Here is a 26,790-nt window from a genome sequence, read left to right on the forward strand (position 1 = left end):
GCACGGCACCATGTCGCCTCAGTGCGTCGAGGGTTCGTCCTCGTCGGCGACGAAGCGTGCCGGGTCGGCTATTTCCAGCGAGCGCAGCAGCAGGCTGGCCTGCGTACGGGTGCGCACGCCGAGGCGCTCGAACACGGCGCTCATGTGCGCCTTGACCGTACGTTCCTGGATCGCCAGGCGGTCGGCGATCTGCTTGTTGAGCAGGCCTTCGGCGACGAGGCCGAGCACGCGCAACTGTTGCGGGCTGAGCGATCCGAGTCGTGCGGCAAGTTCGCGGTCGCCGGCCTGCGCGGGTGCGTCCGGCAAATCCGGAACCGGCAGCTGCGGAGTCTCGCAGGCGAGCACGGCGCGCAGGGTGCCTGCAAGCTCGTCCAGGCCAGTGCGCTTCGGCACGAAGCCGGCGGCACCATAGGTCAGCGCTCGGCGGATCACCTGCGGATCGTCGTTGGCCGAGATCATGACCACCGCGACAGCCGGGAACTCACTGCGCAGTGCAACCAGGCCGACCAGGCCGTGGCTGCCCGGCATGTGCAGGTCGAGCAGGACGAGATCGGTATCCGGTTGCGCCTTCAGGGCCTCGCGTGCGGCCTCGAAACCGCCGGCCTCGTCGACCACGGCATCGGCGATGAGGCTGCGCACGGCCTGGGCGAGGGCGAGGCGGAACAGCGGGTGGTCGTCGGCGATCAGGATGCGCGGCATGGTGGGACTCTAGCAGGTGTCGGGCGTATCACCCGCACGCACATTCGCATCGTATGAGCGCCCGTACGAGCCTCTCCAGGGGCGATGCTCCTTCTCCAGGCGCATCTGACGAAGAAAGAGCATCGCCCGTGAACGGGCTCCTACTGGTGAGCTGTTTTCGCTTGCGCGGCGGAGCGGAATGTTCGTAGGGTGGCGGCATGGACAGACTCATGGTTAGACCGATCCTCCTGCTCGCTGTTGCGACCGTCGTCGCCTGCGCGCGTGTTCCCGTCACTGCGGAGAAGGACTCGATGGCTGACGATGCTTTCGGCACGCTGCGCGTGACCACCCACCGCGATGGCGACGATCTGTTGAGCGCAGGTCTCGGCCTGGCCGGCCTGCGTGGTGCGCAACCGGGCTTCGCCGACTCCGAACGGCCCACTGCGGCCGAGCTGCGTCGTCGCGCGATCCACGCGAACTGGCGCGGCATCGCTGACCTCGGCCCTCTCGGCGGCTATGGCGAAATCTATGGTGCCGTGCCGGTCGTCAGCGGGCGCGAATACAGCGCCTTCGCCACCTTGGCCGGGGCCACGTCGGCACATCGCGTGCTCGTGCAGGTGCCCGATCTGTTCGACCGCGAGCGTCGCTGCGTGGTGGTCGCCGCTTCCTCCGGATCGCGCGGCATCTACGGTGCGATCGCGCTGGCTGGTGCCTGGGGCCTGCCGCGCGGTTGCGCGGTGGCGTATACCGACAAGGGGGCCGGCACCGGCTATTTCGATGTCGCCAGCGGCACGGGCGTGCGTCTGGACGGCACGCGGGGCGAGGCCGGTAGCGAGCCGCTCGAGTTTGCGCCACCGCCCGGGGCCACGATCGCGCCTTCACAGGCCATCCTGGTCAAGCACGCGCATTCCGGCGACAACCCAGAGGCCGAGTGGGGGCGCCACGTGCGCCAGGCGGCGCGGTTCGCCCTGCATGCGCTCGACCAGGCCTTTCCCAGTGAAGCTCCGTTCACGGCGGAGAACACGCACATCATCGCTGCTGGCCTGTCCAACGGTGGTGCTGCGGTGTTGCGTGCGGCCGAGATCGACGATGGCCTGCTCGATGGCGTGGTTGCGATCGAGCCGAACGTCTGGGCTGGGCAGGGTGGTCGGGCTCTGTACGACTATGCGACCGAGGCGGCCCTGTTGCTGCCGTGCGCGTTGCTCGATCCGAGCTTCGACGGTGTGCCTTTCGCGCGCGCGAACGGAGTGCCGCCACCGGCCTGGCGCGCACGCTGCCAAGCGCTGTACGAGAATGCTCGCCTGGCCGGTGCAGACGAGAGCGCGCAGGCCAGGGAAGCACTGGAACGCCTGCGCGACGGCGGCTGGACCGATGCAGCGCTTGCCAGCGCTGCTGCGAGTACGGCACTCGACCTCTGGCGTGCGATCGGCGCAACCTATGCGGCAGCGTATTCGCGCAGCGGCGTCGGCGACATGCCGTGCGGTTACGCGTTCGCGGCGTTCGACGGCAACGGCCGCCGGCATGCGCCGACGGCGACCGAACGTGCGGCGTGGTGGGCCGAGGCCAGCGGCATCCCGCCCGGTGCCGCCGTCGGTCTGGTCGATTCGCGAGCCACCGGCGCCGATGCGGCCATGCCGGGCCTGCTCTGCCTGGCCGAGCTGTGGACACGCTCCGACGCCAGTGGCGAACGCCTGCGTGCCGGCGTGGCGATGGCACGCGCTGCCCTGCCGCGCGCGGACCTGCCGATTGCGATCGTGCATGGCGTCGCCGACGGGCTGATCCCGATCGCGTTCTCTTCGGACCCCTATGTGGCTTGGCTCGAGGCGAACGGGCGCACCCCGATGTACTGGCGCATCGATCATGCCCAGCACTTCGACGCCTTCCTTGCCTTCCCGGGATTCGGCGACCGCCACGTGCCGATGCTCCCATACGCCTATGCCGCCCTCGATCATCTGTGGATGCGCGTGGTGCATGGCATGGCGCTGCCGGAAGGTCGCGACATCGCGACGACGCCACGCGGCAGCGAGGTGCTCGGCGCGCATCAGCTCGGCCGTATCCCGGGCGACTGATTGCCGCAGTACGGGGACGTTCGCAGCGGACGTCGTCGCGACGGAAGCCGCTTCCAGCAAGGTTCGAACTCGTGCAGTCGTGGCTCCGGTTGCGCGCAGGGGAGACGAGCCATCCTGGTCTCCGCCGCAACCGTACTATCATGCGCGCCGACGACACTCGTCGCGACCGTCTGTTCCGGAGATGCATTCGATGACCGATCCGATCGATTTCAGCCAGTGGGCCCGCCAGTGGGAAGCGACGATGCGCGAGCTCATGGCGAGGATGCCGGACGCCGGCAATGCCGCCGCACTCGGCACGACGCCATGGGGCACGCTCGGCACTTCGCCCACGCAGGGCGAGGCAATCGAACGCATGCTCGCTGCCGCACAGGGCTACCTCGGTTTGCTGCAGTCGCTGACCTCACCGGCTGCCGTGCAGGGCACCGGTGGTGTCGGCACGATCCCGCCGTGGCTCTCCGCGCTCGGCAACAGTGCCGGATTCGCGCCGGCCTCGGCACCATGGTTCGCCAATCCGGTCAGCCAGGCCATGCGCGGCGTCGGCATGCAGGGTGCGGCCGGCTTCGAGCAGCTGATGGAGCGGTTCGCCAGCGCCGCCGGCCCGATGCTCGATGGCGCCAAGGGCGCACTGGATCTTCCCGCATTCGGCTTCCTGCGCGAACACCAGGAGGAAGCACAGGCCACGGCGAAATCGTTGGTCGACTACCAGGAGCAGATGGCGCGCTACAACCGCTTGATGCTCAAGGTCGGCGAGCAGGGCTTTGCGCGCTTCCAGCTCAAGCTGGCCGAACGCGAGGAGCCGGGCCGGCAGGTCGAGTCGGTACGTGGCCTGTACGATCTCTGGATCGACGCGGTCGAGGAAGCCTATGCCGAGATCGCCCTGTCCGAGGAATTCCGCGAGGTCTACGGTGCCCTGGTCAACGCGCAGATGCGCGTGCGCGAGCACGTGCAGCGCAAGGTCGAGCGTTTCAGCAACGAGGTCGGTGTGCCGACGCGCAGTGAGGTCGATTCGATCGGCCAACGTCTGCAGGCACTGCGCCGCGAATTTCGCGCCGAACGTGAGGCGAACGGCGACATTCTCGCCCTCACCGCCGAAGTCGCCGCGCTGCGCGACGAAGTTGCGTCCCTGCGCGCACGCCGGGAGCCGGCCGCGGCGTCCAACGTGGTCGCCTTCGGGCGAGCGCAGCACGTCGCTGCGAAGACAGCCGAACCGGCCGCATCGGTGAAGAAGCGCGCGGCAAAGGCACCACGCAGCCGCAGCGCGGCGCGCAAGGCCAAGTCCGTGCCGCAGGTCGCACGCGCGGCCTCGCGCACGGCGGCCCCGCCACCCAAGCCGAAGCCCAAGCCAGCGCATGCCTCGCGTGCGAAGGTCGCCACCCCGGCCACCCGGCTGCGCGCCGACAAGCCGTCGTTCGCCGCCCGCATGGCGCGCTTCGCACGCGCCAACGTCGACGCCGGCAAGGCCGGCATGAACCCGAAGTCGAAGCCGTCCAGGCGCTGAGGAGCACACCATGGGTCCCGTCCGCATCGAACCTGCCAAGCTCGTCGACGAGACGATCCGCTTCAAGAAGAAGCTCGCCGCCGGCGTGGAGGTTTTGCGCAACCTCGATGACGTCGATTTCGGCTGCACGCCGAAGGAAGAGGTCTACCGCGAGGACAAGCTGGTCGTCTACCGGTTCCGCGGAGATCGCGCGCCGACGGCGCGCGTGCCGACGCTGATCGTCTATGCCTTGGTCAACCGGCCATACATGGTCGACCTGCAGGAAGACAAGTCGCTGGTGCGCAACCTGCTCGCGCAGGGCGAGGATGTATACCTGATCGACTGGGGCTATCCGGACCGAGCCGACCGCTGGCTGACCCTCGACGACTACATCAACGGCTACATCCGCCGCAGTGTCGATGCGGTTGCGCGCAAGGCCGGCGTCGAACGCATCAACATTCTCGGCATCTGCCAGGGTGGAGCGTTCTCGTTGTGTTTCAGCGCGATATATCCGCACAAGGTGAAAAACCTCATCACCATGGTCACGCCGGTGGATTTCCATACACCGGACAACATGCTGTCGAACTGGACGCGCAACATGGATGCGGACCTGTTCGTCAACACGATCGGCAATGTGCCGGCCGACCTGATGAACTGGTGTTACCTCACGCTCAAGCCGATGCGTCTGCTGCAACAGAAGTATGTCGGCATGATCGATATCCTCGACGACAAGACCGAACTCGAGAACTTCCTGCGCATGGAGAAGTGGATCTTCGATTCACCCGACCAGGCCGGCGAGGCGTTCCGCCAGTTCATGCGCGACTTCTATCAGGGCAACAAGCTGCTCAAGGGCGGCCTGCGCATCGGCGATCGCGCGGTCGATCTGAAGAACATCACGATGCCGGTGCTCAACATCTTCGCCGAGCAGGACCACCTCGTTCCGCCGGACTCTTCTCGCGCACTCAAGGATGCGGTCGGCAGCCGCGACTATACGCAGATCGCCTTCAAGGGCGGCCACATCGGCATTTATGTCTCCGGGCGCGCACAACGCGAGGTTCCACCAGCGATCCACGAGTGGCTGAAGGCGCGGAGCTGACCGGGTTTGCTGGCAATGCAGAGGAGCATGCTGTAGGAAACGGCTTCAGCCGTGATGGCTTGGCCGTACAACGCCACCAAGACAGGGCATCACGGCTGAAGCCGTTTCCTACGGGGGCGTCGAGCGGATGATTTTCGTGATGTGGCTAGAATGTGCGCGTCCCCATTGCACGTCGAGCCACCATGAACGAAGTCCTGTTCCATATCCACAGCATCGGCGTGACGCCGTGGAAACTCGTGGGGTATCTCGGCGTGCTGCTGTTCACCAGTCGTTGGTTCGTGCAGATGTACGCGACGAAGCGTCTCGGTCGTGTGCACATGCCGCGGGCCTTCTGGTGGCTGTCGATGGCCGGAAGCCTGATGCTGGTCAGCTATTTCACATTCGGCAAGAACGACTCGGTCGGCGTGCTTTCGAACCTGTTCCCGGCTTTCGTTGCCATCTACAACCTCGTCGTCGATTTTCGGCATCGCCGCTCGACCGAGGTGGCTTGAGGCAGCTGGCGCGCTTGGGATTGATCAGAGCGTCCCTTGAGCCCAACGTCGAGACGACGGATGGGCAAAGTGTCCACCCAGTCCGCGGAGCAATACTCTCCGAGCGGAGCGCTGAGGTGGGGCATGCGCGCAATCACTCGGGATCGTAGTCGAGATTGGGTGCAAGCCAGCGCTCGGCTTCACTGAGCGACCACCCCTTGCGTTTCGCATAGTCCTCGACCTGTTCCTTCGACAGGCGGCCGACGACGAAGTACTGGCTGCGCGGGTGCGAGAAATACCAGCCGGAAACGGCCGCCGCCGGGTACATGGAAAACCCTTCGGTCAATTCGATACCGGCATTGGTCGTCGCATCGAGCAGATCGAAGAGGGTCGCCTTCTCGGTGTGGTCCGGACAGGCCGGATAGCCGGGGGCGGGGCGGATGCCGCGGTACTTCTCGTCGATCAGGGCATCGTTGTCGAGCGCTTCGTCCGGTTCGTATCCCCAGAACTCCGTGCGCACGCGTTCGTGCATGCGCTCGGCGAACGCCTCGGCGAGGCGGTCGGCGAGGGCCTTTAGGATGATCGCCGAATAGTCGTCGTGATCGGCGAGGAAACGGTCGATATGCGCCTCGATGCCAATGCCGGCGGTCACCGCGAACGCACCAATCCAGTCCTCGCGCCCGGAGTCCTTCGGCGCAATGAAGTCGGCGAGGCAGAAATCGGGGCGATCGATGGGTTTGTCGGCCTGCTGGCGCAGGAAATGAAGCCGGGAATGGGACAGCGTCGCGTCTGCTCCTGACGATTCTCCGGTCTCCCCGTGACCGCCTGCGGCCACGACCACATCGTCACCCAGGCTGTACGCCGGCCACAAGCCGATCACGCCGCTGGCCTTCAGCCACTTCTCCGCGACGATACGTTCCAGCATCGCGCGCGCGTCCTTGTACAGGCTGCGTGCCTGCTCGCCGACGATCGCGTCATCGAGGATGGCCGGGAATCTTCCAGCCAGCTCCCAGGCGCTGAAGAACGGCGACCAGTCGATGTAGTCGACCAGTTCGGCGAGCGGATAGTCGGCAAAGACGGTGACGCCAGGCTGGCGTGGTGCCGGGGGTACATGGTCGGCCCAGCCGCCGTCGAAGCGCTGCGCGCGGGCCTTGTCGAGACTGACCAGGCGCTTGGCGTTGCCGCGGTCCTTGTGCCGCTCGCGGATCTCGGCGTACTCGGCGCGGATTCGCGCCATGAAGGCATCGACGAGTTCCTTCGAGATCAGCGACTGGGCCACGCCGACCGCGCGCGAGGCGTCCTTGACCCAAACGGTCGGCGCCCTGTAGTGCGGCTCGATCTTCAGTGCGGTGTGCGCGCGCGAGGTGGTCGCACCACCGATCAGCAGCGGCAGGTGAAAATCCTGGCGCTGCATCTCGCGGGCGACATGGCTCATCTCGTCGAGTGAGGGCGTGATTAGGCCGGACAGGCCGATCATGTCGGCGTTTTCGGCACGGGCGACGTCGAGGATCTTCTGTGCCGGCACCATCACTCCGAGATCGACTACCTCAAAGTTGTTGCAGCGGAGCACCACGCCGACGATGTTCTTGCCGATGTCATGTACATCGCCCTTGACCGTGGCCATGACGATCTTCCCGTTCGACTTTGCAACATCGCCGGTGCGGGCCTTCTCGGCTTCGATGTGAGGCAGCAGCCAGGCCACGGCCTTCTTCATCACGCGTGCCGATTTGACCACCTGTGGCAGGAACATCTTGCCGGCGCCGAATAGGTCGCCGACGATATTCATGCCGTCCATGAGCGGCCCCTCGATGACGTCGAGCGGCCGCGCGGCGTTGAGTCGCGCCTCTTCGGTATCTCCGTCGACGAAGGTATCGATGCCGTGTACGAGCGCATGTGCCAGGCGCTTTTCCACCGGCAGGTTGCGCCAGGCCTCGTCGCGCACGTCGGTTTCGTTGGCCTTGCTGCCCCCGCGATACCGGTCGGCGATCGCGAGCAGGCGCTCGGTCGCATCGGGGCGGCGGTTGAGGACGACGTCTTCGACGTGTTCGCGCAGTTCGGGATCGAGATCGTCGACGATCGGCAGGGCACCGGCGTTGACGATCCCCATGTCCATTCCGGCGGCGATTGCGTGGAACAGGAACACCGAATGGATCGCCGCACGCACCGGCTCGTTGCCGCGGAACGCAAACGACACGTTCGACACGCCGCCGGAAACGTGGCAATGCGGCAGGGTGGCGCGGATGATGCGGGTCGCTTCGATGAAGTCGACCGCGTAGTTGTCGTGCTCCTCGATGCCGGTGGCGATGGCGAAGATGTTCGGGTCGAAGATGATGTCTTCGGGCGGGAAGCCGACCTCGTCGACGAGGATGCGGTAGGCGCGCGTGCAGATCTCGACCTTGCGCGCGCAGGTGTCGGCCTGGCCCTGTTCGTCAAAGGCCATGACCACGGCCGCGGCGCCGTAGCGCAGCACCTTGCGCGCCTGGTTGACGAAGACGGCTTCCCCCTCCTTGAGCGAGATCGAGTTGACCACGCCCTTGCCCTGCAGGCATTTCAGGCCGGCCTCGATGACGCTCCACTTCGACGAATCGACCATCACCGGGATGCGTGCGATGTCGGGCTCCGAGGCGATCAGGTTGAGGAACCTGACCATGGCTTTCTCGGAGTCGATCAGGCCCTCGTCCATGTTGACGTCGAGGATCTGCGCGCCGTTCTCGACCTGCTGGCGCGCGACCTCGATGGCGTCCTCGTAGCGCCCCTCCTTGATCATCTTGCGGAACTGCGCGCTGCCGGTGACATTGGTCCGCTCGCCGACGTTGATGAAATTCAGTTCGGGCGTGATGACCAGCGGTTCGAGGCCAGCCAGGCGCGTGTGGCGGGCTGGTGCGTTCATGCGGCGCAGGCCAGTCCCCGCGAGGGCAGTGCTCGCGGCGCGATCCCGCGCACCGCTTCGGCGATCGCGGCGATATGCGCGGGCGTGGTGCCGCAGCAGCCGCCGACGAGGTTGAGCAGGCCGGCTTCGGCGAATTCCTTCAGCGTCGCCGCCATTTCGTCGGGAGTCTCGTCGTAGCCACCGAAGGCGTTCGGCAGCCCTGCATTCGGGTGAGTGCTGACCGCGCAGCCGGCGACGCGGGACAGTGTCTCGACGTGTTCGCGCAGATCCTTCGCGCCGAGCGCGCAGTTGAGTCCTATCGACAGCGGGCGGGCGTGTGCGAGCGAGGCGTGGAAGGCCTCGGCGGTCTGGCCCGACAGCGTGCGGCCCGAGCGGTCGGTGATCGTGCCGGAGATCATGACCGGCAGGCGGCTGCCGCGCGCGTCGAAGACCTCCTCGATCGCATACAGCGCGGCCTTGGCGTTGAGCGTGTCGAAGATCGTCTCGACCATGAGCGTGTCGGCGCCGCCTTCGATCAGGCCTTCGGCTGCCTCGGCGTAGGTCGCCCGCAGTTCGTCGAAGTGGGTATTGCGGAAGCCTGGATCGTTGACATCGGGGCTGATCGAGGCGGTGCGACTGGTTGGACCGAGCACGCCGATGACGAAGCGCGGCTGTTCCGGTGTTTTCGCTTCGACCGCATCGCAGCATTCGCGGGCCAGGCGCGCGCCTTCGCGGTTCAGTTCGCGCACCAGGTGCTCGAGGCGGTAGTCGGCCTGGCTGATCGAGGTTGCATTGAAGGTGTTGGTCTCGATGAGGTCGGCGCCGGCGTCGAGATAGGCCGTGTGCACGGAGGCGATGATGTCGGGTCGGGTCAGCAACAGCAGGTCGTTGTTGCCCTTGAGGTCATGCGCGCAGCCGGCGCCGTGCGCATGGCGGTGCGTGGCATCGCAGCCTTCGGCGAAACGCTGGCCGCGGTAGTCGGCTTCGCCGAGCTGCCAGGTCTGGATCATCGTGCCCATGGCGCCATCGATGACGAGGATGCGTTGCGCCAGTGCAGCCTCGAGCGCGGCAACCCGCGCCGGATTCGACCATGGAAGGACGTGGCCGCTCATGGCTTGCACGCGAGCAAGGACAGGACTTCGAAATGCGGCGCCTTGGCCTCGCGCGTGATGCGCTCGCAGGAGACCACGTCCAGCCCCGCGTTGGTGGCGAAGCGACGCAGTTCCTCGACGCGGAAGCCGAGGTTGCGGTGGTCGAAGGGTTCGACCGCGGTGCGGTGGGCATGGCGGGCGAGGGTGGCGACGAGCAGACGTCCGCCCTTGCGCAGCACACGCGCCGCCTCGACGACTACCTCGGCGGGGCGGTCGGTATAGGTCAGCGCGTGCATGAGCAGGACGAGATCGAAACGGCGCGGGCCGAGGTCGAGTGCGTGCATGTCGCCTTCGATCACCTCGACGTTGGCATAGGCCTTCAGGCGTTCCCGGGCGGCACTGACCACGCGCGGCGTGGCGTCGATGCAGACGATCGAGCGCGCGCGCGGCGCCAGCAATTCGGCCAGCACGCCGTCGCCGGAGGCGATGTCGAGGACGTCGCCCGGTTCGGCCAGGCGCGTCATCGAGCGTGCCAGCGTCTCCCAGGTGCGGCCCGGCGAGTAGTGGCGTTCCATGTCGCCGGCGACGGTGTCGGCCCAGCCTTCGGCACGCGCGCGCTTGGCGAGCACGCCGGGCAGGCGGCGCTCGTCGTCACGCAGCAGGGCATCATCGATGTTCGCCTTGAGCGCGTGCAGCAGGGCTGCGTGCGGTGTGTCGAGTTCGCCGTTGAAGCGGTAGTACGAGGACACGCCGGCACGCCGGTCGCGCACGAGATCGGCCTCCTTGAGCTTGGCCAGATGAGTCGACACCCGCGGCTGGGCGAGACGCAGCACCGCCGACAACTCGGCCACGGTCAGTTCCTCACGCTCGAGCAAGGCGAGCAGGCGCACCCGGGTCGGATCGGAGAGCAGGCGCAACAGGGCCGACGTGGCGGCGAGATCCACTTAGTATCCTTTCATCTTGATCGAAAGATGGATGCGCAGCCTAATCGTGGCAGCGGGGGGGCGTCAACGGGGGCGAGAACCGGGAACAGGGAATAGGGAACGGAGAATGATCAGGAGTGGAAGCAACGTCGCTTCTCCGATTCCCCATTCCCCATTCCCGCCTCCTCTACAATGCGGAGCTTCGTCTGCACCGGGAGGACTCCATGGATTTCAACATCACCGACGACCAGCGCGCGATCCAATCGATCGCCCGCGATTTCGCCCAGAAGCGCATCGCGCCGGTCGCCGCAGAGCTCGATCGACTCGGCGAGTTCCCGCTCGACAACATCCGCGAGATGGGCCAACTCGGCCTGATGGGCATCGAGGTGCCAGTGGAATACGGTGGCGCCGGCCTCGACCCGGTCGCCTATGCGCTGGCGATGATCGAGATCGGCGCGGCCGATACCGCGCATTCGACGATCATGTCGGTCAACAATTCGCTCTACTGCAACGGCATCCTCACCTACGGCACCGAGGAGCAGAAACAGAAGTACGTGCGTGCGATTGCCAGCGGCGAGCACATCGGTGCCTATGCGCTGACCGAACCGCAGTCCGGTTCCGACGCCTCGGCCATGCACACGCGGGCGACGAAGAACGCGGATGGCGATTGGGTCATCAACGGCAAGAAGAGCTGGATCACCTCGGGCCCCATCGCGCGCTACATCGTGTTGTTCGCGATCACCACGCCGGGCATCGGCGCCAAGGGCATCTCCGCCTTCATCGTCGACACGCAACGCGATGGTTTCCATGCCGGCAAGACCGAGCCCAAGCTCGGCATCCGCGCTTCGGCGACCTGCGAGATCGAGTTCCGCGACTACGTCTGCCCGGCCGCCGATCTGCTCGGTACGGAAGGCAAGGGCTTCGGGATCGCCATGGGCGTGCTGGACGCCGGGCGCATCGGCATCGCCTCGCAGGCGGTCGGCCTGGCCCGCTCGGCCTACGAGGCCAGCCTCGCGTATGTACGCGAGCGCAAGGCCTTCGGCCAGGCGATCGGTTCGTTCCAGATGATCCAGGCCAAGATCGCCGACATGAAGTGCCGCCTCGACGCGGCGACCCTGCTGACCCTGCGCGCCGCCTTCGCCAAGGGCGAAGCCGCGCGCACGGGGGGGCGTTTCAGCACGGAGGCCTCGGTGGCCAAGCTGTTCGCCTCGGAAACGGCGATGTTCGTCGCCCACCAGGCCGTGCAGATCCATGGCGGCATGGGCTATTCCAAGGAAATGCCGATCGAGCGCTACTTCCGCGACGCCAAGATCACCGAGATCTACGAGGGCACCAGCGAGATCCAGCGCCTCGTCATCGCGCGCAACGAAACCGGCGTGCGTTGAGGGCAGGGCGCGGCAAGCCGCGAAGCGGCTGCCCCGCCTTGGCGCTCGCGGAGCGTTGCAGGACGTGGTGATTCATCGCCACGTACCGTCTTGCCATGTGCCAGGGTAAGCCATGCCCTCATCCACTGTCTTACCCTGTCGTGCTGTGCAATGGAAACCGTCGTGCTTTCGACCAAGGGCCAGCTTGTCATCCCGGCAAGCGTGCGCGGCAAGCTGCGGTGAAAGCAGGCAATCGCCCGAGCGTGGCGGTGAAGGATGAGAACACCGTGCTTCGCCCACAAGTGGGGCCGACGTGGCAGCTGCCGAATCCCGCCGGTGTGCGCCTGAGCACGGCCGAGCTGTCCTGGCCTTCGACAAGTCCTTGCGGCGCAAGGTGGCAAAGCTCGGCCTGGGTGCCGAGGGCGTCACCTGAGCGAGGTAGAGCCTGAAACACGAAGAACACGAGGAAGAGCATTTCAGGAGTTCTGGCTCTTCTCCGTGTGCTCCGTGTTTCCATCTTTCGCGCTCGGCCGACAAAGCCTGGAACACGGAGCACATGGAGATGAGCTCTTCAATGAGCCGCTTCTCCTTCGTGTTTCAGTCTTTCCTGGCGCTTTCGATCGAGTCAACGCAGGTAGGCACCCGCCAGCGTATTGAGATGCAGTCGCTCGGCATCGCGCAGGAACGGGGCGATCAGCATCATGACCTGGTGGATGCCGCGGCCGGGGTCGACGGTTTCGTTCTGCGCGCGGCCGTGGCGCACGGCGTCGAAGTTGAACCAGAACGCGACCACGAGGACGATGTTCTCGGCGGTGGCGCGGATCTCGTCGGCGCTGGCACGCATGACGCCGGCGGCGGTCAGGCCGCGCATCACTGCTGCGGCGTTCTCGGCGGCGCGCTTGAGGATACGCGCATAGTGCAGGCGCAGTTTGCGGTTGCGCGAGAGGATCTCGACGAGATCGCGGTGCACGAAGCGGTAGTCCCACATGCACTCGAAGACCAGGTGCAGTTGGAGCCAGATGTCCTCGAGGCCGGGCAGGCGTTGGTCGGGGACGGCGAGGGCCGAGTCGAGGCGCTGTTCATAGCGCGCGAACAACTGGCCGATGATGTCGTCCTTGTTGCGGTAGTGGTAGTAGAGGTTGCCGGGGCTGATGCCGAGTTCGTCGGCGATGTGATTGGTGGTGACGTTCGGCTCGCCCTGGGCATTGAACATGCCGAGCGCGGTTTCGAGAATGCGTTCGCGGGTCTGGCGTGCCATGGCCGGCAGTCCCGTGTTGCCGTGCTCAGGCGCGCAGCTTGGCGACGAGGTCGATGTATTTTTGCATCGCCTCTTCGGGTTTGGTGCCCTTGAGCTTGTCCCAGGCCTCGTACTTGGCCGTGCCGACAAAATCGAAGAAGCCGGGTTTCGGGCCGGAGACGTCGCCCTCGGCGCCCTGCTTGTAGAGTGCGTAGAGCTTGAGCAGGGTGTCGTTGTCCGGGCGGTCGGTCAGTTTTTTCACGTCTTCGGCGGCTTTCTCGAAGCGCTTCTTCAGATCGGACATGACTTTGGCCTCGCCAGTGATGCGCCCCCTTGCGCGCCGCCTTGATTAACATGCGCCGGCCCGAAGGGTCAACGCGCGCTGCGGCGTGCATGGAAAGCTGCGGTGTGGGCGACTATGCTCGCAGGCCTGAAACGCCCGTGATCGCGGTTCGCGGGCGATGAACCCCGGAGGAAGGCATGACGTATTTCGTGACGGGCGCGACCGGCTTCATCGGCCGTCATCTGCTGGAACGGCTGCTTGCACGCAAGGGTACGGTCTACTGTCTCGTGCGCAAGGAGTCGATGGCGAAGTTCGAGGAGATCGCCGCGCGGCTTGGTGCGGCCGAGGGGCGCCTCGTTGCCGTGACCGGCGATCTCGCCAGGCCGAAACTCGGCGTCAGTCCGGCGACGATCACGCGGCTCGCCGGCAAGGTGAAGCACTTCTTCCATCTGGCCGCGCTCTACGACCTCGCGGCCGACGAGGCCAGCCAGGTCGAGGCGAACATCGTCGGTACGCGCAACGCGATCGCGTTGGCGGAGGCGCTCAAGGCCGGTTGCTTCCATCACGCCAGTTCGATCGCGGCGGCCGGTCTGTACCCGGGAGTGTTCCGTGAGGACATGTTCAAGGAAGCCGAGGGGCTCGACAACCCGTACTTCCGTACCAAGCACGACTCCGAGGGTATCGTGCGCAGTGACTGCAAGCGCCCGTGGCGCATTTATCGGCCGGGCATCGTCATCGGCGATTCGCGTACCGGCGAGATAGACAAGATCGACGGACCCTACTACTTCTTCCGTCTGATCAAGAAAATGCGCCAGGTGCTGCCGCCGTGGATGCCGACGATCGGTCTCGAGGGCGGGCGCCTCAATCTCGTGCCGGTCGACTGGGTGGCGGCAGCGATGGACCACATCGCGCATGCGCCCAAGCTCGACGGCCAATGCTTCCACCTGACCGATCCGGCGCCACGGCGCATCGGCGAAGTGCTCAACATCTTCGCTCGTGCCGGCCATGCACCGCAGATGACGATGCGCCTCGACGCACGCATGTTCGCCTTCGTGCCGGGTGCGGTGCGCCAGGCGCTGTCGAGCCTGCCGCCCGTGCGGCGCATGGTCGGCATGTTCCTGCGTGATTTCGGCATCCCGGCGCAGGTCATGAAGTTCATCAACTACCCCACCCGATTCGATTCGCGCGAGACCGAGCGTGCCCTGCGCGGTTCGAAGATCAAGCTGCCCAAGCTCGAAAACTACGCCTGGCGCCTGTGGGACTACTGGGAGCGACACCTCGATCCGGACCTGTTCGTCGACCGCTCGCTGGCCGGCAAGGTGCGCCGGCGCGTGGTGGTCGTGACCGGTGGTTCGTCCGGCATCGGCAAGGCGGTGGCGCAAAAGCTCGCCGCAGCCGGGGCGAAGCTGGTCATCTGCGCACGCGGTGCCGACGAACTGGCGGCGACCAAGGCGGAAATCGAGGCGGCCGGGGGCACCTGCCACACCTACGTCGTCGACCTCGCCGATCTCGCCTCTTGCGATGCCTTCGTCAAACAGGTGCTCGACGAACATGGCAGCGTCGACGTGCTGGTCAACAATGCCGGGCGTTCGATCCGCCGTGCGATCGCGGCAAGTTACGACCGCTTCCACGACTTCGAACGCACCATGCAGCTCAACTACTTCGGCTCGCTGCGGCTGATCATGGGCTTCCTGCCGAAGATGGCCGAACGCCAGCGCGGCCACATCATCAACATTTCGTCGATCGGCGTACTCACCAATGCCCCGCGATTCTCGGCCTATGTGGCCTCGAAGGCCGCACTCGACGCGTTCTCACGCTGCGCCCAGGCCGAGTATTCGGACCAGGGCATCAACTTCACGACGATCAACATGCCCCTGGTCAAGACGCCGATGATTGCCCCGACCAAGATGTATGACTCGGTGCCGACCCTGTCGCCGGAGGAGGCTGCCGACCTCGTCGTGGAGGCGATCATTGAGCGCCCGGTGCGCGTCGCCACACGTACCGGCATCTTCGCGCAGCTCTTCTACGCGATATCGCCACGCGCCTACGAGATCGTCATGAACACCGCCTTCCGCCTGTTCCCCGATTCGGCGGCGGCCAAGGGCATCAAGGGTGTGCGCGAGGACGCACAGCAGGGGCCGTCATCGGAACAGGTCGCATTCGCCGCGCTGATGCGCGGCGTGCATTGGTAGGGTGCGGCTGTCCTTCTCCCCGCATGCGGGGAGAAGGTGCCCGAAGGGCGGACGAGGGGCGCATTCCCCTCACTGGTCGCCAACGGCGAAAGGCTCGCCCGTCATCCAGTGCTTCGCACCACCTTCTCCCCGTTGTCACGGGGAGAAGGGCGGTCGGCTCAGCGCTTTTTGGCCTTGCCGGCCGGCGTCTTCTTCGCGGCGGGCTTCTTCGCCGCCGGCTTCTTCACGGTGGCGGCGCGCTTGGCCTTGGCCTTGTCGAGCTGGGCCGATTCGAGTTCGCGGGCGACGTCGGCCAGTTCGTCCTTGACGCGGGCGACCGAGCGCGCGGCGCTGGTCTTCGACGTGGCCTTGGCGTTGAGCTTGTGCACTTCGCGGGCGAGTTCCTCGACACGCGTGGTCAGCGCCTTCAGTTCCTGGCTGCCCGGCACGCCGAGGCGGCCGAGGGCGCGTGACACGCGCGACTCGAACACCTTCTCGAGCTTGTCCCAGGTTTCCTGGCTGCGCTCGCGGACCTGACCGACCGCGGCTTCGACCGCACTGCGTGCCTCTTCGGCGCGGCCAGCGGTCAGCTTGCGCGTCTTCTGCTCCAGGGCGACGCCTTCGCGCACGAGTGCCTCGAACAGGCGCGAGCCTTCGTCCTGGGCCTTGGCGAACGCGCCGAGGCCGGCCAGCCAGATGTGCTGGGCCGATTCGATGATCGACTTGCCGGCGGCGCGCGCGGCGCCCGGGATGGCCGAGGCAGCCTTCTCGGTGACGGCGGCGGGCTTGTGCGACTTGAGCTTCGGTTTGTTCACGGGACACTCCTTCGGTGACGGGTGCGGGGGACGGAAGCGCGGCAGGGTAGGCGCAGCGACTGGAGCAAACACCCCAGCGGCGCCGGAAGCCTCACGTGGATGGCCCACGGCTGGCGCGCAGGGGAGGGGTCCGCGCGGCACGCTTGCGTGCCGGCTTGGTTGCGGCCTTGCGCTTGCGCGGCGCAGCACGATTTGCACAGATCGCTGCATCAAGCTCGTCGAGGGCGCGCTGCAAGCGCGAGGTTGCTGCCGAATGCCGAGGTGCTTGCGCGCGCAGGCCGGCAATGAGGGTGCGGCCACGATCGTCGAGCACTTCGTCGCGCAGGCCGAGACCGTGGCGGCGCAGCAGCGGCCCGAGTTGCGCACGGTGCTGGCGCAGGTCGCTCAGGGTGCGCTGGTAGGCATGCTCGGCAAGGCGCTCGCGATGGTGGAAACTGAAGACGTTGGTGAAAAACATTTCGGCGTCGGCGCCGTCGGGTTCGAGCAGGAGCAGGTCCGAGCCGGAATAGCGGCTGGCGTACTTCGGCATGCTCGCCTGCATGCGGGATTGCAGCAGGGTACGGAAGGTCTGCGAAAGAATCGTCGGCAGACCGCCCTCGACGAGGCTGGCCGGCGAGTTGCGGCGTTGCGTGCGCGCCTGCGCGGTGTCGACCGGCACCAGCGGATTGATGGCGAAGACGAGGTCGGCACCGGCATCGAGCGCGACCGATGCATGCAGGGTGTGGCGCAGCACGCCGTCGACGTAGTACTTGCCGTCGATGCCGACCGGCGGATACAGGCCGGGCAGGGCCGAGCTCGCCTCGATCGCGCGCGAGATCGGCACGGCATCGTGGCCCGGCGCGCCGAAGCGCACCGCCTGCCCGCTGTCGAGCTCGACGGCGACAATGTAGAGGCGACGTTCGAGGGTGCGGAAATCGTTGCTGCGCCCGTGCGAGGTGAACGCCTCGCGCATGAAGCGCTCGATCGCCTCGTTGTCGAACAAGCCGGTCGGCAGGGCACTGCCGACGCGCAGAAGGCTGTCGGCAAGGCGCAGGTCGAACGGATGGCGAGCGGCCTCGGCCAGCCAGCCGACCAGCATGCGCGGAATGCCGGCGAGGCGACGCAGGTATTCGTACAGGGCCGGGCGCAGGAAGTCCTCCGTGCGGATGCGGAACTGGTCGGAATCGCCGGTGATGAAGACACGGCACATTTCCGCGGTATCCAGCCGATTGGCCAGGGCGGCGGCGACGAAGGCGCCCGAGCTGACCCCGACGTAGACGTCGAGCGCGTTCATGTCGAGGCCGTCGATGGCTTCGTCGAGGGCGCGCAGGGCGCCCACCTCGTAGATGCCGCCGATCGGGCCGCCACCTGCAACGGCGAGGCCAATGCTTGAAGGCTTGCGTGCGCTGCGGGGCTTCGGTGCGGCGTGGACGACGAGCATCGGATCAGCCGATCTGCTCGTCGAGGTGGCGGTTGATCTCGCTCTCGATAAGCCCCTTCATCATGCCCATGACCAGGCCCAGCTCGGCGTAGACGTGCACCTGACCCTTCTCGAGGGCGATGTGGCCGTCGACGCCGCTGCGCGTGAAGGCGAGGATGTTGCCTTCCCAGGTGCATTCGACATCGAACTCCGTGCCCAGCTGCCGGGCGACCTTGTCCACGGCCTTGCGCGCTTCCTTGAGCGGCAGGTCATGCTTGCGACGGATGTCGATGCGCGCCATGAAGGTCTCCGGTTGCGGACGCGCCGACGGCCAAGGCCGAGCGGCGGGTGCCATTTTGCCTCAAGAGCCCCCTGGCGGGCACGCCGAGGCAGCGGATGCCAGACACCGTTCATCCTGCTATTGTTCAGCCAGTCCCACGGCCCGGTGGCCCGATGCGCCTGAGCTTCCCCAGCGGTGAGCATGCCGATGTCGTTGCCAGCAGCGGAGTCGTTGGCATCGGCAGCGCTGAAGGCAACAGCGTCGTCCTTGTCCGGCCGGGCGTGCAGCCAATGCACGCGCGCCTCGTCCTCGATTCGCGTGGCATGGTCCTGGAGGTGCTCGAAGCCGGCGCGCGCACCCATGTCAACGCCCGTCCGGTCCTCGAAAAGGCCCTGCTGCGGCTTGGCGATACAGTCAACATCGGCAACGTCACGATCGTGCTCAAGCCCGACCGCGATGACATCATCGACGTGCACGTGCCGCCTGCCCAGAAGCCGACCGGCACGCGTGCCGGTGTCGCCAGCGTCGTCCTGCGTGGCGTTTCCGGCACGCATTTCGGCAAGACCATCGCGGTCGGCGAACAACTCGTGCTCGGTCAGGGTCGCCACGGCCTCGAGCTCGACGAGCCCGGCATGGGCGAACGTCACGCGATCATCGAGGTTGTCGATGACGCGATCCACCTGCGCGACCTCGGCTCCTCGGGCGGGACCTCGGTCAATGGCGTGCCGGTGCGCGACGCCGTGCTGCACCCCGGCGACCAACTCGCCTTCGGCCGCAATCGTTTCGTCCTGGAGGCGCCCGGTTTCCCTGCCCGCGGGCAACACCGCACGCCGCCTGCCAGCTTCACCCCGGCGATCACGCAGATGATGGCTGCCGTGGATGTCCCTGACCCGCCCGCCGCAATACCCGAGGTCGAAGACCGCGGCAGCAGCATCTGGTGGCTGCTCCTCGCCGCCGGGCTGATCGGCCTCGGCATCGCCGGGGTGATCTGGCTCGGCGGGTACTAGGGATTGATCGGACATCCCTGAGTTCTCGCCGCGATGGATACAGCAGGCGCTTGCGGGTAGCAGGCCGTGATCCGGTTGCATGGACCAGCATTGGAGCGTTGGGGGCGTTTCGGTATACGATGGGGGGCGCAGGTTCGGTTGAGCTTGCGTTCCGGGGAATCCAGACTGTTTCTTCACCTAATCGGGGTCAAGGGAGATTGTCATGCAGTTCACGAAAGCTGTTTTGGTCTCGTCGCTGGTGCTGGCGTGTACGAATGTGCTCGCGCAGGGGTCGATCACGTCCGGGTCTGCGGTCTATCAGATTCCGGCGAGTCATTTTGATGACTCGCCGACAGTCAACTTCACCGGAGTAGGGACTGGTGACCAGTTGTTCGAGGCGGGGTGGTGGTTCCGCATCGAAGGCGATGCGCGCGAATTCAGTTTCCCGGCGCCGACGGCGCAGAACTACACCGGCGACACCGCCACCATCACCTGGGACAACCTTGCATCGCGCGACCTTGCAGTGACCAAGACCCATGTGATCACCAGTGCAGGCGCCGGTCAGGGCGAAACCGTGACCTCGCTTGCCGTCACCAACAACGCGGCAACTGCGATCACCCTGCAGCTCTTCCACTTTGTCGACTTCGACGTCAATGGCTCGGCCACGGGAGACTCGGCCACGATGGTCGGCAGCAACCATATGCGCATCACCGACGCGACTGCCGGCCAGTGCGAGTACCGCGCACCGACTGCATCTGCATACATGGTCCGGCCTTTCAGCGCCACAAGCGATGTTGCTGCCTTGCTCAGTGATACCTCTGTCACGAACCTTGACAACTCGGGTCTGCCGTTCGGCCCGGCCGATTTCACCGGAGCGTTCCAGTGGACGCTGCAACTCGCCGCCGGTGCCTCGGCGACGGTGAACGTGCACCTGGCGTGCAACACGGCGGCCACCCCGGTTTCGCTGCAGCAGTTCGAGATCGATTGACGTGGCCGGCAGCGCCGCTACACGGCGGCGCTGCCCCTACTTCCGTTGCATCAGCCGCGCGAGCATCAGCGCGGCGAAGACCGTCGCGTAGATCACCGGTTCGGGCGCGGCGATCGTCTCGCCCCATTTGACTTGCCAGAGGAAGTGCAGCACGGCCAGTGCACCGATGGCGTAGACGAGTCTGTGCAGGACGGCCCAGCGGCGGCCGAGGCGGCGCATCATCGCCTTGGTCGAAGTCAGCGCGAGCGGGATCATCAGCAGCCAGGCGAGGAAGCCGACCGTGATGAACGGCTTCTTCGCGATCTCGCCAAAGACCTGTGCCCAGAAGCCGCCGAGGTCGACGACCAGGTAGATCACCAGGTGCAGGCTCGCGTAGAAGAACGTGAACAGGCCGAGCATGCGCCGGTAGCGCAGCAGCCAGTGCCAACCCGTTGCGCGACGCAGCGGGGTGATCGCCAGCGTGGCGAGCAGGAAGCGCAGCGCCCACAGGCCGGTTTCGTGTTCGAGCGTGGCGACCGGGTCGGGCCCGAGCGTGCCGCTGTGTGTGGCGAGCACGAGCAGGGCAAGCGGCAGCAGCGCCGCCGCGAACACGAAGGGCTTGCTGGCGGCAACGCGGTCGAGTCGATGCGGCATCAATGGTGCTTGCGCAGGTCCATGCCGGCGTACAGCGCGGCCACCTCGTCGGCATAGCCGTTGAACGGCAGCGTGTGGATGCGGTTGCCGAGCAGATTGAAACCTTCGCCGGCGATGCGCCGCTCGGTCGCCTGGCTCCAGCGGGGATGGCTGACGTCCGGATTCACGTTGGAATAGAAGCCGTATTCGTGCGGAGCCGAGACGTTCCACGAAGTCGTCGGCTGCTCCTCGGTGAACTCGATGCGCACGATCGACTTGATGCTCTTGTAGCCGTACTTCCACGGCACGACGAGGCGCAGCGGCGCGCCGTTTTGCCCCGGCAGCACGCGGCCGTAGAGGCCGACCGCGAGGATCGTCAATGGATGCATGGCCTCGTCGATGCGCAGGCCCTCGCGGTACGGCCAGTCGAGCACCGGGTAGGACAGGCCAGGCATTTCACGCGGGCGCTCGACCGTGGTGAAGGCGACGTACTTCGCCTGCGAGGTCGGCGCGAAGCGTTTGAGCACGTCGCCGAGCGGGATGCCGACCCACGGAATCACCATCGACCAGGCCTCGACGCAGCGCAGGCGGTAGATGCGCTCCTCGAGCGCATGCGGCGCGAGCAGGTCTTCGAGGGCGTAGCGGCCGGTTCTTTCCGCATGGCCGGCGATCTCGACGCTCCACGGTTCGGGCTTGAAGCGGCCGGAGTTGCGTGCCGGATCGGATTTGTCGGTGCCGAACTCGTAGTAGTTGTTGTAGCTCGTCGCATCGATCTCGCGGGTCAGCGGATCGCTGCTCGAATAGCGTCCGCGTACGGCAACGTCGAGCGCGCGGCGTTGCGGCTGCGTGGGCGCCGGCCCGCTTGCTGCATCGGCATCGCCACGGCCGACGCATCCGGCCAGCGCGAAAGGCGCGGTCAGCGCGGCCTTGAGCACATCGCGGCGACGCAGCCAGACTGCTTCGGGCGTGATCGATGAGGGGGGCAGGTGCGGTGGTCTGTAGCAGGGCATGGGGACCAGTATGGTGCAGGAGAACCTTGCCGTGGGAGCGGCTTCAGCCGCGATGCATTCGGGTAGCAGGTCGGTACGGGAGCGGAAAAGATTGCGGCTGGTCAGCCGCTCCCATGGTATCGATTCTCGAAGGAGCGATTTTGGTCGCGGGCGGCGAAAAAGCCTCGCGGCTGCAGCCGCTCCCCTGGGTACGCATCGGTTGCGGCTTTGCTGCATGGCGGCATAATGCGGGGCCCGGCCATGGCCTGCCGATCCCGGCGGCTTGCCGGGGTGCCCAGAGGATATTCCGTGACACGAGGTTTCAACTTCAGTGCCGGCCCGGCGGCGCTTCCGGAGGCAGTCCTGCGCCAGGCCCAGGCGGAGTTGCTCGAATGGGGCGGCGCGCGCGCTTCGGTCATGGAGGTCAGCCATCGCGGCAAGGAATTCATGGCACTGGCCGAAGAATCCGAGCGTGACCTGCGTGACCTGCTCGACATGCCGTCGAACTACAAGGTGTTGTTCCTGCAGGGCGGGGCGACCCAGCATTTTGCCCAGATCCCGATGAACTTCGCGCGCCGCGAGGGCGTGGCCGACTACGTGGTCAGCGGCGCCTGGGGCGAGAAGGCCGTGCGTGAGGGCTCGCCGTACACGCGCGTGCGCCTCGCCGCCTCTTCGCTCGATTCGAACTACACGTGCATCCCGTCGCGTGGACAATGGGATCTCGATCCCCGCGCAGCCTATGTGCACTACACGCCGAACGAGACCATTCACGGTGTCGAGTTCCACGATGTTCCCGACACGGGCGACGTGCCCCTGGTTGCCGACATGTCCTCGAACATCCTTTCGCGCCCGCTCGACGTCTCGCGTTTTGGACTGATCTATGCGGGTGCGCAGAAGAACATCGGTGCCTCGGGCCTGGTCGTGATGATCGTGCGCGAGGATCTGCTTGAACGTTGTCCGCGCGACATCGCCAGGATCATGAGCTATGCCGAACACGCCGCCCATGGCTCGCTCCTGAACACGCCGAATACGTTTGGCTGGTATCTCGCCGCGCTGGTGTTCAAGTGGCTCAAGGCGGAAGGCGGTCTTGCCGCAATCGGCGAACGCAATCGCGTCAAGGCAGAACGCCTGTATGCGGCGATCGACGCCTCGGCTGGCTTCTACGTCAACCGCGTCGAGTGTTCAGCGCGTTCGTGGATGAACGTGCCGTTCTTTCTGCCTCGCCCTGAACTTGATGCGATGTTCCTCGCCGAATCGAAGGAGGCGGGTCTGCTTGCATTGAAGGGGCACAAGGCCGTCGGTGGCATGCGTGCCTCGATCTACAACGCGATGCCTCTTGCCGGCGTCGATGCCCTCGTCGACTTCATGCGTGATTTTGCGCGCCGCCACGGCTGAATCCATGCCCGGCGCCTCCAGGAAACCGAATCATGAGCGATGACACCACCAGCAATGACCCGGCCCCGAACCTGGCCGAGGTGCGCACGCGCATCGACGCGATCGACCGCAACATTCAGGAACTGATCGCCGAGCGAGCGCGCTGGGCGCACCAGGTCGGACTGGCCAAGGGTCCGCTCGCTGCCGCCGTCGACTACTACCGGCCCGAGCGCGAGGCCCAGGTGCTGCGCATGGTCGTCGACCGCAACCAGGGCCCACTCAGCGACGAAGTGCTGGTGCATGTGTTCCGTGAGATCATGTCGGCCTGCCTGGCGCAACAGGAGCCGCTGAAGATCGGCTATCTCGGGCCTGAAGGCACGTTCAGCCAGCAGGCCGTGCTCAAGCACTTCGGACGCTCAGCACATGGCATGCCGATGGCGAGCATCGAGGAAGTGTTCAACGAGGTCGAGAACGGCAATGCCGATTTCGGCGTGGTGCCGGTCGAAAACTCTGGCCAGGGCACGATCCAGGTCACGCTCGACATGTTCCTCACCTCGAACCTGAAGATCTGCGGCGAAGTCGAGTTGCGTGTGCACCAGTTCCTGCTGTCGCGCTCGGGGCGCATCGAGGACATCGAACGCATCTATTCGCATCCGCAGTCGTTTGCCCAGACCCAGGCTTGGTTGCGTGGAAACCTGCCGAACGTCGAGAAAGTCCCGGTGTCGAGCAATGCCGAGGGAGCGCGCCGCGCGCGCAACGCCGATGATGCCGCGGCGATCGGTGGTGAGGCGGCGGCCCATGTCTATGGACTGCGCAAGGTCATCATGAGCCCGATCGAGGACAACAAGGACAACACCACGCGTTTCCTCGTGCTCGGCCGCCAGTTGTTCCCCGCTTCCGGCCACGACCGCACCTCGGTGCTGGTATTCATCAAGGACCAACCCGGTGCGCTGTTCAACGTGCTCAGCCCGTTCGCACGCCATGGGGTCAGCATGAACCGCATCGAATCGCGGCCTTCGCATCAGGCCAAGTGGGAGTATGCGTTCTTCATCGATCTTGCCGGTCATGTCGACGACGTGCCGATGCAACAGGCACTGGCCGAACTCGTCGAACACTCGGCGCAGATCAAGGTGCTTGGCTCCTACCCGGTCGCGGTGCCGTGAGTTTCGACGCGCTTGCGCTGGCCAACGCGGCGACGGCGGCGCTGCATGCCTACGATCCTGGCCATGACTTGCCGGCGCTGCGGCGTGCTCATGGTGCGCTGCTGGCCGAGCTGGGTTCAAACGAGAACGTGTTCGGGCCGAGTCCGCGCGCAGTCGCGGCGATGCGCGAGGCGATCGGCGAGGCGTACCGCTATCCCGATCCGAAGGGCGGGGCGCTGAAGCAGGCGTTGGCCGCGCAGCTCGGCATTGCGATCGATCGCATCGCGCTAGGCAACGGTTCGCACGAGCTGCTGATGCTGCTCGCACAGTGCTTCGCCGGGCCAGGCACGTCCACCGTGTATTCGCAGTTCGGCTTCGCCGTGTTTCCGATCGCCACGGCCGCGGCCGGTGCCGAGGGCATCCGCGTGCCGGCCTATCCGCGCGAACATGTGCGACGTTACGGCCATGACCTCGATGCCATCGCCGCCGCGGTCAGGCCAGACACACGCCTGGTCTTCCTCGCCAACCCGAACAACCCGACCGCAAGCTGGTTCGCGCAAGGCGAACTGGCCAGCCTGCTCGAACGTGTGCCGGCAACAGCTCTCGTCGTCGTCGACGAGGCCTACCAGGAGTTCGTCGACGACGATGGCCCGCGCAGTGCGCTCGATCTGGTCGCACGCCACCCGAACCTCGTTGTCACCCGCACGTTCTCGAAGGCGCACGCCCTGGCCGGCTTGCGTGTCGGCTATCTGGTCGCCGATGCAGGCGTGGTCGCGGTCATCGAACGCCTGCGTGAATCTTTCAACGTCAACGCGATAGCGCTTGCCGCCGCGGAGGCCGCGCTGTCCGATCAGGAGCATCTCGAAAAGGCGCGTGCCTGGACATTCGCCGAACGAACCTGGCTGTCCGGCGAACTCGCCGCGCGTGGCTACGAGGTCTTACCTTCGCAGACCAATTTCCTGCTCGTCGATCTCGGCCGCGACGCCACCGGACTCGAACAGCACCTGTTCGCACGCGGCGTGATCGTGCGGCCGATGGGCGGCTACGGGCTCGGTCACACCCTGCGCATCAGCATCGGTCGTCGCGACGAGAACGAACGCCTGCTGGCGGCCTTGCCATGAGCGCACGCATCGACTGGACCAGCACACGCTCCGCCGGTCTGGCCGGCGAACTCGTCGTGCCGGGCGACAAGTCGATCTCGCACCGTGCCGTGATGTTCGCCGCACTCGCCGACGGCAGCTCGACGATCGACGGCTTCCTCGAAGGCGAAGACACCTGTGCCACCGCGCGCGCATTCGCGCAGATGGGCGTGCGCATCGAGACGCCGTCGGCGTCGCGGCGCATCGTGCACGGTGTCGGTCTGCATGGTCTTGCCGCCAGCGCACAGCCGATCGACTGTGGCAACGCCGGCACCGGCATGCGACTGCTTGCCGGTTTGCTCGCAGGCCAGAGTTTCGATTCGGTTCTGATCGGCGATGAATCGCTGTCGCGGCGACCGATGCGCCGCGTGATCGAGCCACTGGTCGCGATGGGGGCGTCGATCGAGGCGGGCGAGGCAGGGTTGCCACCGTTGCGCATCCACGGTGGTCGCGTACTGCGTGGCATCCATTGTCGGCCGCCGGTGGCAAGCGCCCAGGTCAAGTCGGCGGTCCTGCTCGCCGGGCTGTATGCCGAGGGCGAGACCGAGATCTCCGAGATCCACCCGACGCGCGACTACAGCGAGCGCATGCTCGCGGCATTCGGCTGGCCGATCGCCTTCGGCGCAGGCTGGGCGCGCCTCCATGGTGGCCATCGCCTCGTCGCCACCGATGTCGTCGTGCCGGCCGATTTCTCGTCAGCGGCGTTCTTCCTCGTTGCCGCGAGCCTGGTGCCCGGATCGGAGCTGATCCTGCGCGATGTCGGCCTGAATCCCCGCCGCACCGGACTGCTCGAGGCGCTGCGCCTGATGGGCGCCGACATCAGTGAGTGCCGCCGCCGCGAACGATGCGGGGAGATGATTGCAGACCTCGTGGTGCGCCACGCGCCGCTGCGGGGCATCGACATTCCGGTCGAACTCGTGCCCGACATGATCGACGAGTTCCCGGCGCTGTTCATTGCCGCGGCGGGGGCACGTGGCACGACGCGCGTGCGCGGTGCAGCGGAATTGCGGGTCAAGGAGTCGGACCGCATCGCGACGATGGCGACCGGTCTGCGTGCGCTCGGCGTCGATATCGCCGAAACCCCGGATGGTGCCGACATCGTCGGCGGAGTGATCGGTGGTGGCCAGGTCGCCAGCCACGGTGACCATCGCATCGCCATGAGTTTCGCCGTCGCCGGCCTCGTTGCCGCGGCACCCGTCCGCATCACGGACTGTGCCAACGTGGCTACTTCGTTTCCCGGATTCGTCGAGATGGCGAATGGTTGCGGGTTCGGTCTGTCATCGATCGGGGCATGAAAAAAGGCGTGGCGGATCACCGCCACGCCTTTTTCGACCCGGG

General features: G+C 66.2%; 23 protein-coding genes. 12 read left to right on the plus strand and 11 right to left on the minus strand.

The window, feature by feature from the left end; all coding sequences use genetic code 11:
- Positions 1 to 18: 18 nt before the first annotated feature.
- Positions 19 to 699 (minus strand): response regulator transcription factor, encoded by a 681-nt coding sequence (locus KF907_RS13450; protein WP_291221099.1) that lies wholly within the window; start codon positions 697 to 699, stop codon positions 19 to 21.
- A 197-nt stretch (positions 700 to 896) separates the two neighbouring features.
- On the opposite strand from KF907_RS13450, the gene KF907_RS13455 reads away from it, so the two are divergent.
- From KF907_RS13455 to KF907_RS13470, 4 genes are all read left to right on the plus strand, one after another.
- On the plus strand, positions 897 to 2,747 hold the full coding sequence (locus tag KF907_RS13455) for a 3-hydroxybutyrate oligomer hydrolase family protein (RefSeq protein ID WP_291221100.1): 1,851 nt from the start codon (positions 897 to 899) through the stop codon (positions 2,745 to 2,747).
- A gap of 190 nt (positions 2,748 to 2,937) precedes the next feature.
- Positions 2,938 to 4,245 carry a class III poly(R)-hydroxyalkanoic acid synthase subunit PhaE gene (phaE, locus tag KF907_RS13460; protein ID WP_291221101.1) on the plus strand — a complete coding sequence of 436 codons (1,308 nt, stop codon included), beginning with the start codon at positions 2,938 to 2,940 and terminating at the stop codon, positions 4,243 to 4,245.
- Between the two features lie 10 nt (positions 4,246 to 4,255).
- Positions 4,256 to 5,320, plus strand: coding sequence for a class III poly(R)-hydroxyalkanoic acid synthase subunit PhaC (locus tag KF907_RS13465; protein ID WP_291221106.1), 1,065 nt, complete (start codon positions 4,256 to 4,258; stop codon positions 5,318 to 5,320).
- A gap of 182 nt (positions 5,321 to 5,502) precedes the next feature.
- Positions 5,503 to 5,811: a lipid-A-disaccharide synthase N-terminal domain-containing protein gene (locus KF907_RS13470; protein ID WP_291221108.1), complete on the plus strand. Its 309-nt coding sequence runs from the start codon at positions 5,503 to 5,505 to the stop codon at positions 5,809 to 5,811.
- A gap of 133 nt (positions 5,812 to 5,944) precedes the next feature.
- On the opposite strand, the gene metH is transcribed toward KF907_RS13470, so the two are convergent.
- From metH to KF907_RS13485, 3 genes are read right to left on the minus strand one after another with little or no spacing between them, the layout of a single operon-like run.
- Positions 5,945 to 8,680: a methionine synthase gene (gene metH / locus KF907_RS13475; RefSeq protein WP_291221110.1), complete on the minus strand. Its 2,736-nt coding sequence runs from the start codon at positions 8,678 to 8,680 to the stop codon at positions 5,945 to 5,947.
- Positions 8,677 to 9,771, minus strand: a complete 1,095-nt coding sequence (locus tag KF907_RS13480) for a homocysteine S-methyltransferase family protein (RefSeq protein ID WP_291221112.1) — start codon at positions 9,769 to 9,771, stop codon at positions 8,677 to 8,679. The genes metH and KF907_RS13480 overlap by 4 nt, the downstream gene beginning before the upstream one ends.
- Complete coding sequence (locus KF907_RS13485) at positions 9,768 to 10,694, minus strand: ArsR/SmtB family transcription factor (RefSeq protein WP_291221114.1); 927 nt, start codon at positions 10,692 to 10,694, stop codon at positions 9,768 to 9,770. Before KF907_RS13485 ends, KF907_RS13480 begins: the two co-directional genes overlap by 4 nt.
- Positions 10,695 to 10,897: 203 nt before the next feature.
- Between KF907_RS13485 and KF907_RS13490 the strand changes: the two genes are divergently transcribed.
- Positions 10,898 to 12,058 (plus strand): acyl-CoA dehydrogenase family protein, encoded by a 1,161-nt coding sequence (locus KF907_RS13490; RefSeq protein WP_291221116.1) that lies wholly within the window; start codon positions 10,898 to 10,900, stop codon positions 12,056 to 12,058.
- A gap of 604 nt (positions 12,059 to 12,662) precedes the next feature.
- Here KF907_RS13490 and KF907_RS13495 read toward each other — a convergent pair.
- Positions 12,663 to 13,295: a TetR/AcrR family transcriptional regulator gene (locus KF907_RS13495; RefSeq protein WP_291221118.1), complete on the minus strand. Its 633-nt coding sequence runs from the start codon at positions 13,293 to 13,295 to the stop codon at positions 12,663 to 12,665.
- Between the two features lie 25 nt (positions 13,296 to 13,320).
- On the minus strand, positions 13,321 to 13,578 hold the full coding sequence (locus tag KF907_RS13500; RefSeq protein ID WP_291221120.1) for an acyl-CoA-binding protein: 258 nt from the start codon (positions 13,576 to 13,578) through the stop codon (positions 13,321 to 13,323).
- Positions 13,579 to 13,754: 176 nt separating this feature from the next.
- Between KF907_RS13500 and KF907_RS13505 the strand changes: the two genes are divergently transcribed.
- On the plus strand, positions 13,755 to 15,749 hold the full coding sequence (locus tag KF907_RS13505; protein WP_291221122.1) for an SDR family oxidoreductase: 1,995 nt from the start codon (positions 13,755 to 13,757) through the stop codon (positions 15,747 to 15,749).
- 158 nt (positions 15,750 to 15,907) lie between these two features.
- On the opposite strand, the gene KF907_RS13510 is transcribed toward KF907_RS13505, so the two are convergent.
- The 3 genes from KF907_RS13510 to KF907_RS13520 form a co-directional block, all read right to left on the minus strand.
- Positions 15,908 to 16,543 carry a phasin family protein gene (locus KF907_RS13510; protein WP_291221124.1) on the minus strand — a complete coding sequence of 212 codons (636 nt, stop codon included), beginning with the start codon at positions 16,541 to 16,543 and terminating at the stop codon, positions 15,908 to 15,910.
- Positions 16,544 to 16,634: 91 nt separating this feature from the next.
- A complete protein-coding gene (locus KF907_RS13515; protein WP_291221126.1) occupies positions 16,635 to 17,963 on the minus strand; it encodes a patatin-like phospholipase family protein in 1,329 nt (442 codons plus the stop codon).
- Positions 17,964 to 17,967: 4 nt separating this feature from the next.
- On the minus strand, positions 17,968 to 18,243 hold the full coding sequence (locus KF907_RS13520) for a polyhydroxyalkanoic acid system family protein (RefSeq protein WP_291221127.1): 276 nt from the start codon (positions 18,241 to 18,243) through the stop codon (positions 17,968 to 17,970).
- A 152-nt stretch (positions 18,244 to 18,395) separates the two neighbouring features.
- Here KF907_RS13520 and KF907_RS13525 point away from each other — a divergent pair, with 152 nt between their 5' ends.
- Together KF907_RS13525 and KF907_RS13530 are read left to right on the plus strand one after the other, a co-directional pair.
- Positions 18,396 to 19,229, plus strand: coding sequence for an FHA domain-containing protein (locus tag KF907_RS13525; protein WP_291221129.1), 834 nt, complete (start codon positions 18,396 to 18,398; stop codon positions 19,227 to 19,229).
- Positions 19,230 to 19,431: 202 nt separating this feature from the next.
- Positions 19,432 to 20,196 (plus strand): hypothetical protein, encoded by a 765-nt coding sequence (locus KF907_RS13530; RefSeq protein WP_291221131.1) that lies wholly within the window; start codon positions 19,432 to 19,434, stop codon positions 20,194 to 20,196.
- A gap of 36 nt (positions 20,197 to 20,232) precedes the next feature.
- On the opposite strand, the gene KF907_RS13535 is transcribed toward KF907_RS13530, so the two are convergent.
- Together KF907_RS13535 and msrP are read right to left on the minus strand one after the other, a co-directional pair.
- Positions 20,233 to 20,829: a protein-methionine-sulfoxide reductase heme-binding subunit MsrQ gene (locus KF907_RS13535; RefSeq protein ID WP_291221133.1), complete on the minus strand. Its 597-nt coding sequence runs from the start codon at positions 20,827 to 20,829 to the stop codon at positions 20,233 to 20,235.
- Positions 20,829 to 21,818, minus strand: coding sequence for a protein-methionine-sulfoxide reductase catalytic subunit MsrP (gene msrP / locus KF907_RS13540; protein WP_291221136.1), 990 nt, complete (start codon positions 21,816 to 21,818; stop codon positions 20,829 to 20,831). Before msrP ends, KF907_RS13535 begins: the two co-directional genes overlap by 1 nt.
- Positions 21,819 to 22,106: 288 nt before the next feature.
- On the opposite strand from msrP, the gene serC reads away from it, so the two are divergent.
- The 4 genes from serC to aroA are packed head-to-tail and all read left to right on the plus strand — an operon-like array spanning position 22,107 to position 26,747.
- Positions 22,107 to 23,192: a 3-phosphoserine/phosphohydroxythreonine transaminase gene (serC, locus tag KF907_RS13545; protein ID WP_291221137.1), complete on the plus strand. Its 1,086-nt coding sequence runs from the start codon at positions 22,107 to 22,109 to the stop codon at positions 23,190 to 23,192.
- A 32-nt stretch (positions 23,193 to 23,224) separates the two neighbouring features.
- On the plus strand, positions 23,225 to 24,334 hold the full coding sequence (pheA, locus tag KF907_RS13550) for a prephenate dehydratase (protein WP_291221139.1): 1,110 nt from the start codon (positions 23,225 to 23,227) through the stop codon (positions 24,332 to 24,334).
- Complete coding sequence (hisC, locus tag KF907_RS13555; RefSeq protein WP_291221141.1) at positions 24,331 to 25,434, plus strand: histidinol-phosphate transaminase; 1,104 nt, start codon at positions 24,331 to 24,333, stop codon at positions 25,432 to 25,434. Before pheA ends, hisC begins: the two co-directional genes overlap by 4 nt.
- Positions 25,431 to 26,747, plus strand: a complete 1,317-nt coding sequence (aroA, locus tag KF907_RS13560) for a 3-phosphoshikimate 1-carboxyvinyltransferase (RefSeq protein ID WP_291221142.1) — start codon at positions 25,431 to 25,433, stop codon at positions 26,745 to 26,747. The genes hisC and aroA overlap by 4 nt, the downstream gene beginning before the upstream one ends.
- Positions 26,748 to 26,790 lie beyond the last annotated feature (43 nt).

This window comes from Dokdonella sp., assembly GCF_019634775.1.
Taxonomy (GTDB): Bacteria; Pseudomonadota; Gammaproteobacteria; order Xanthomonadales; family Rhodanobacteraceae; genus Dokdonella.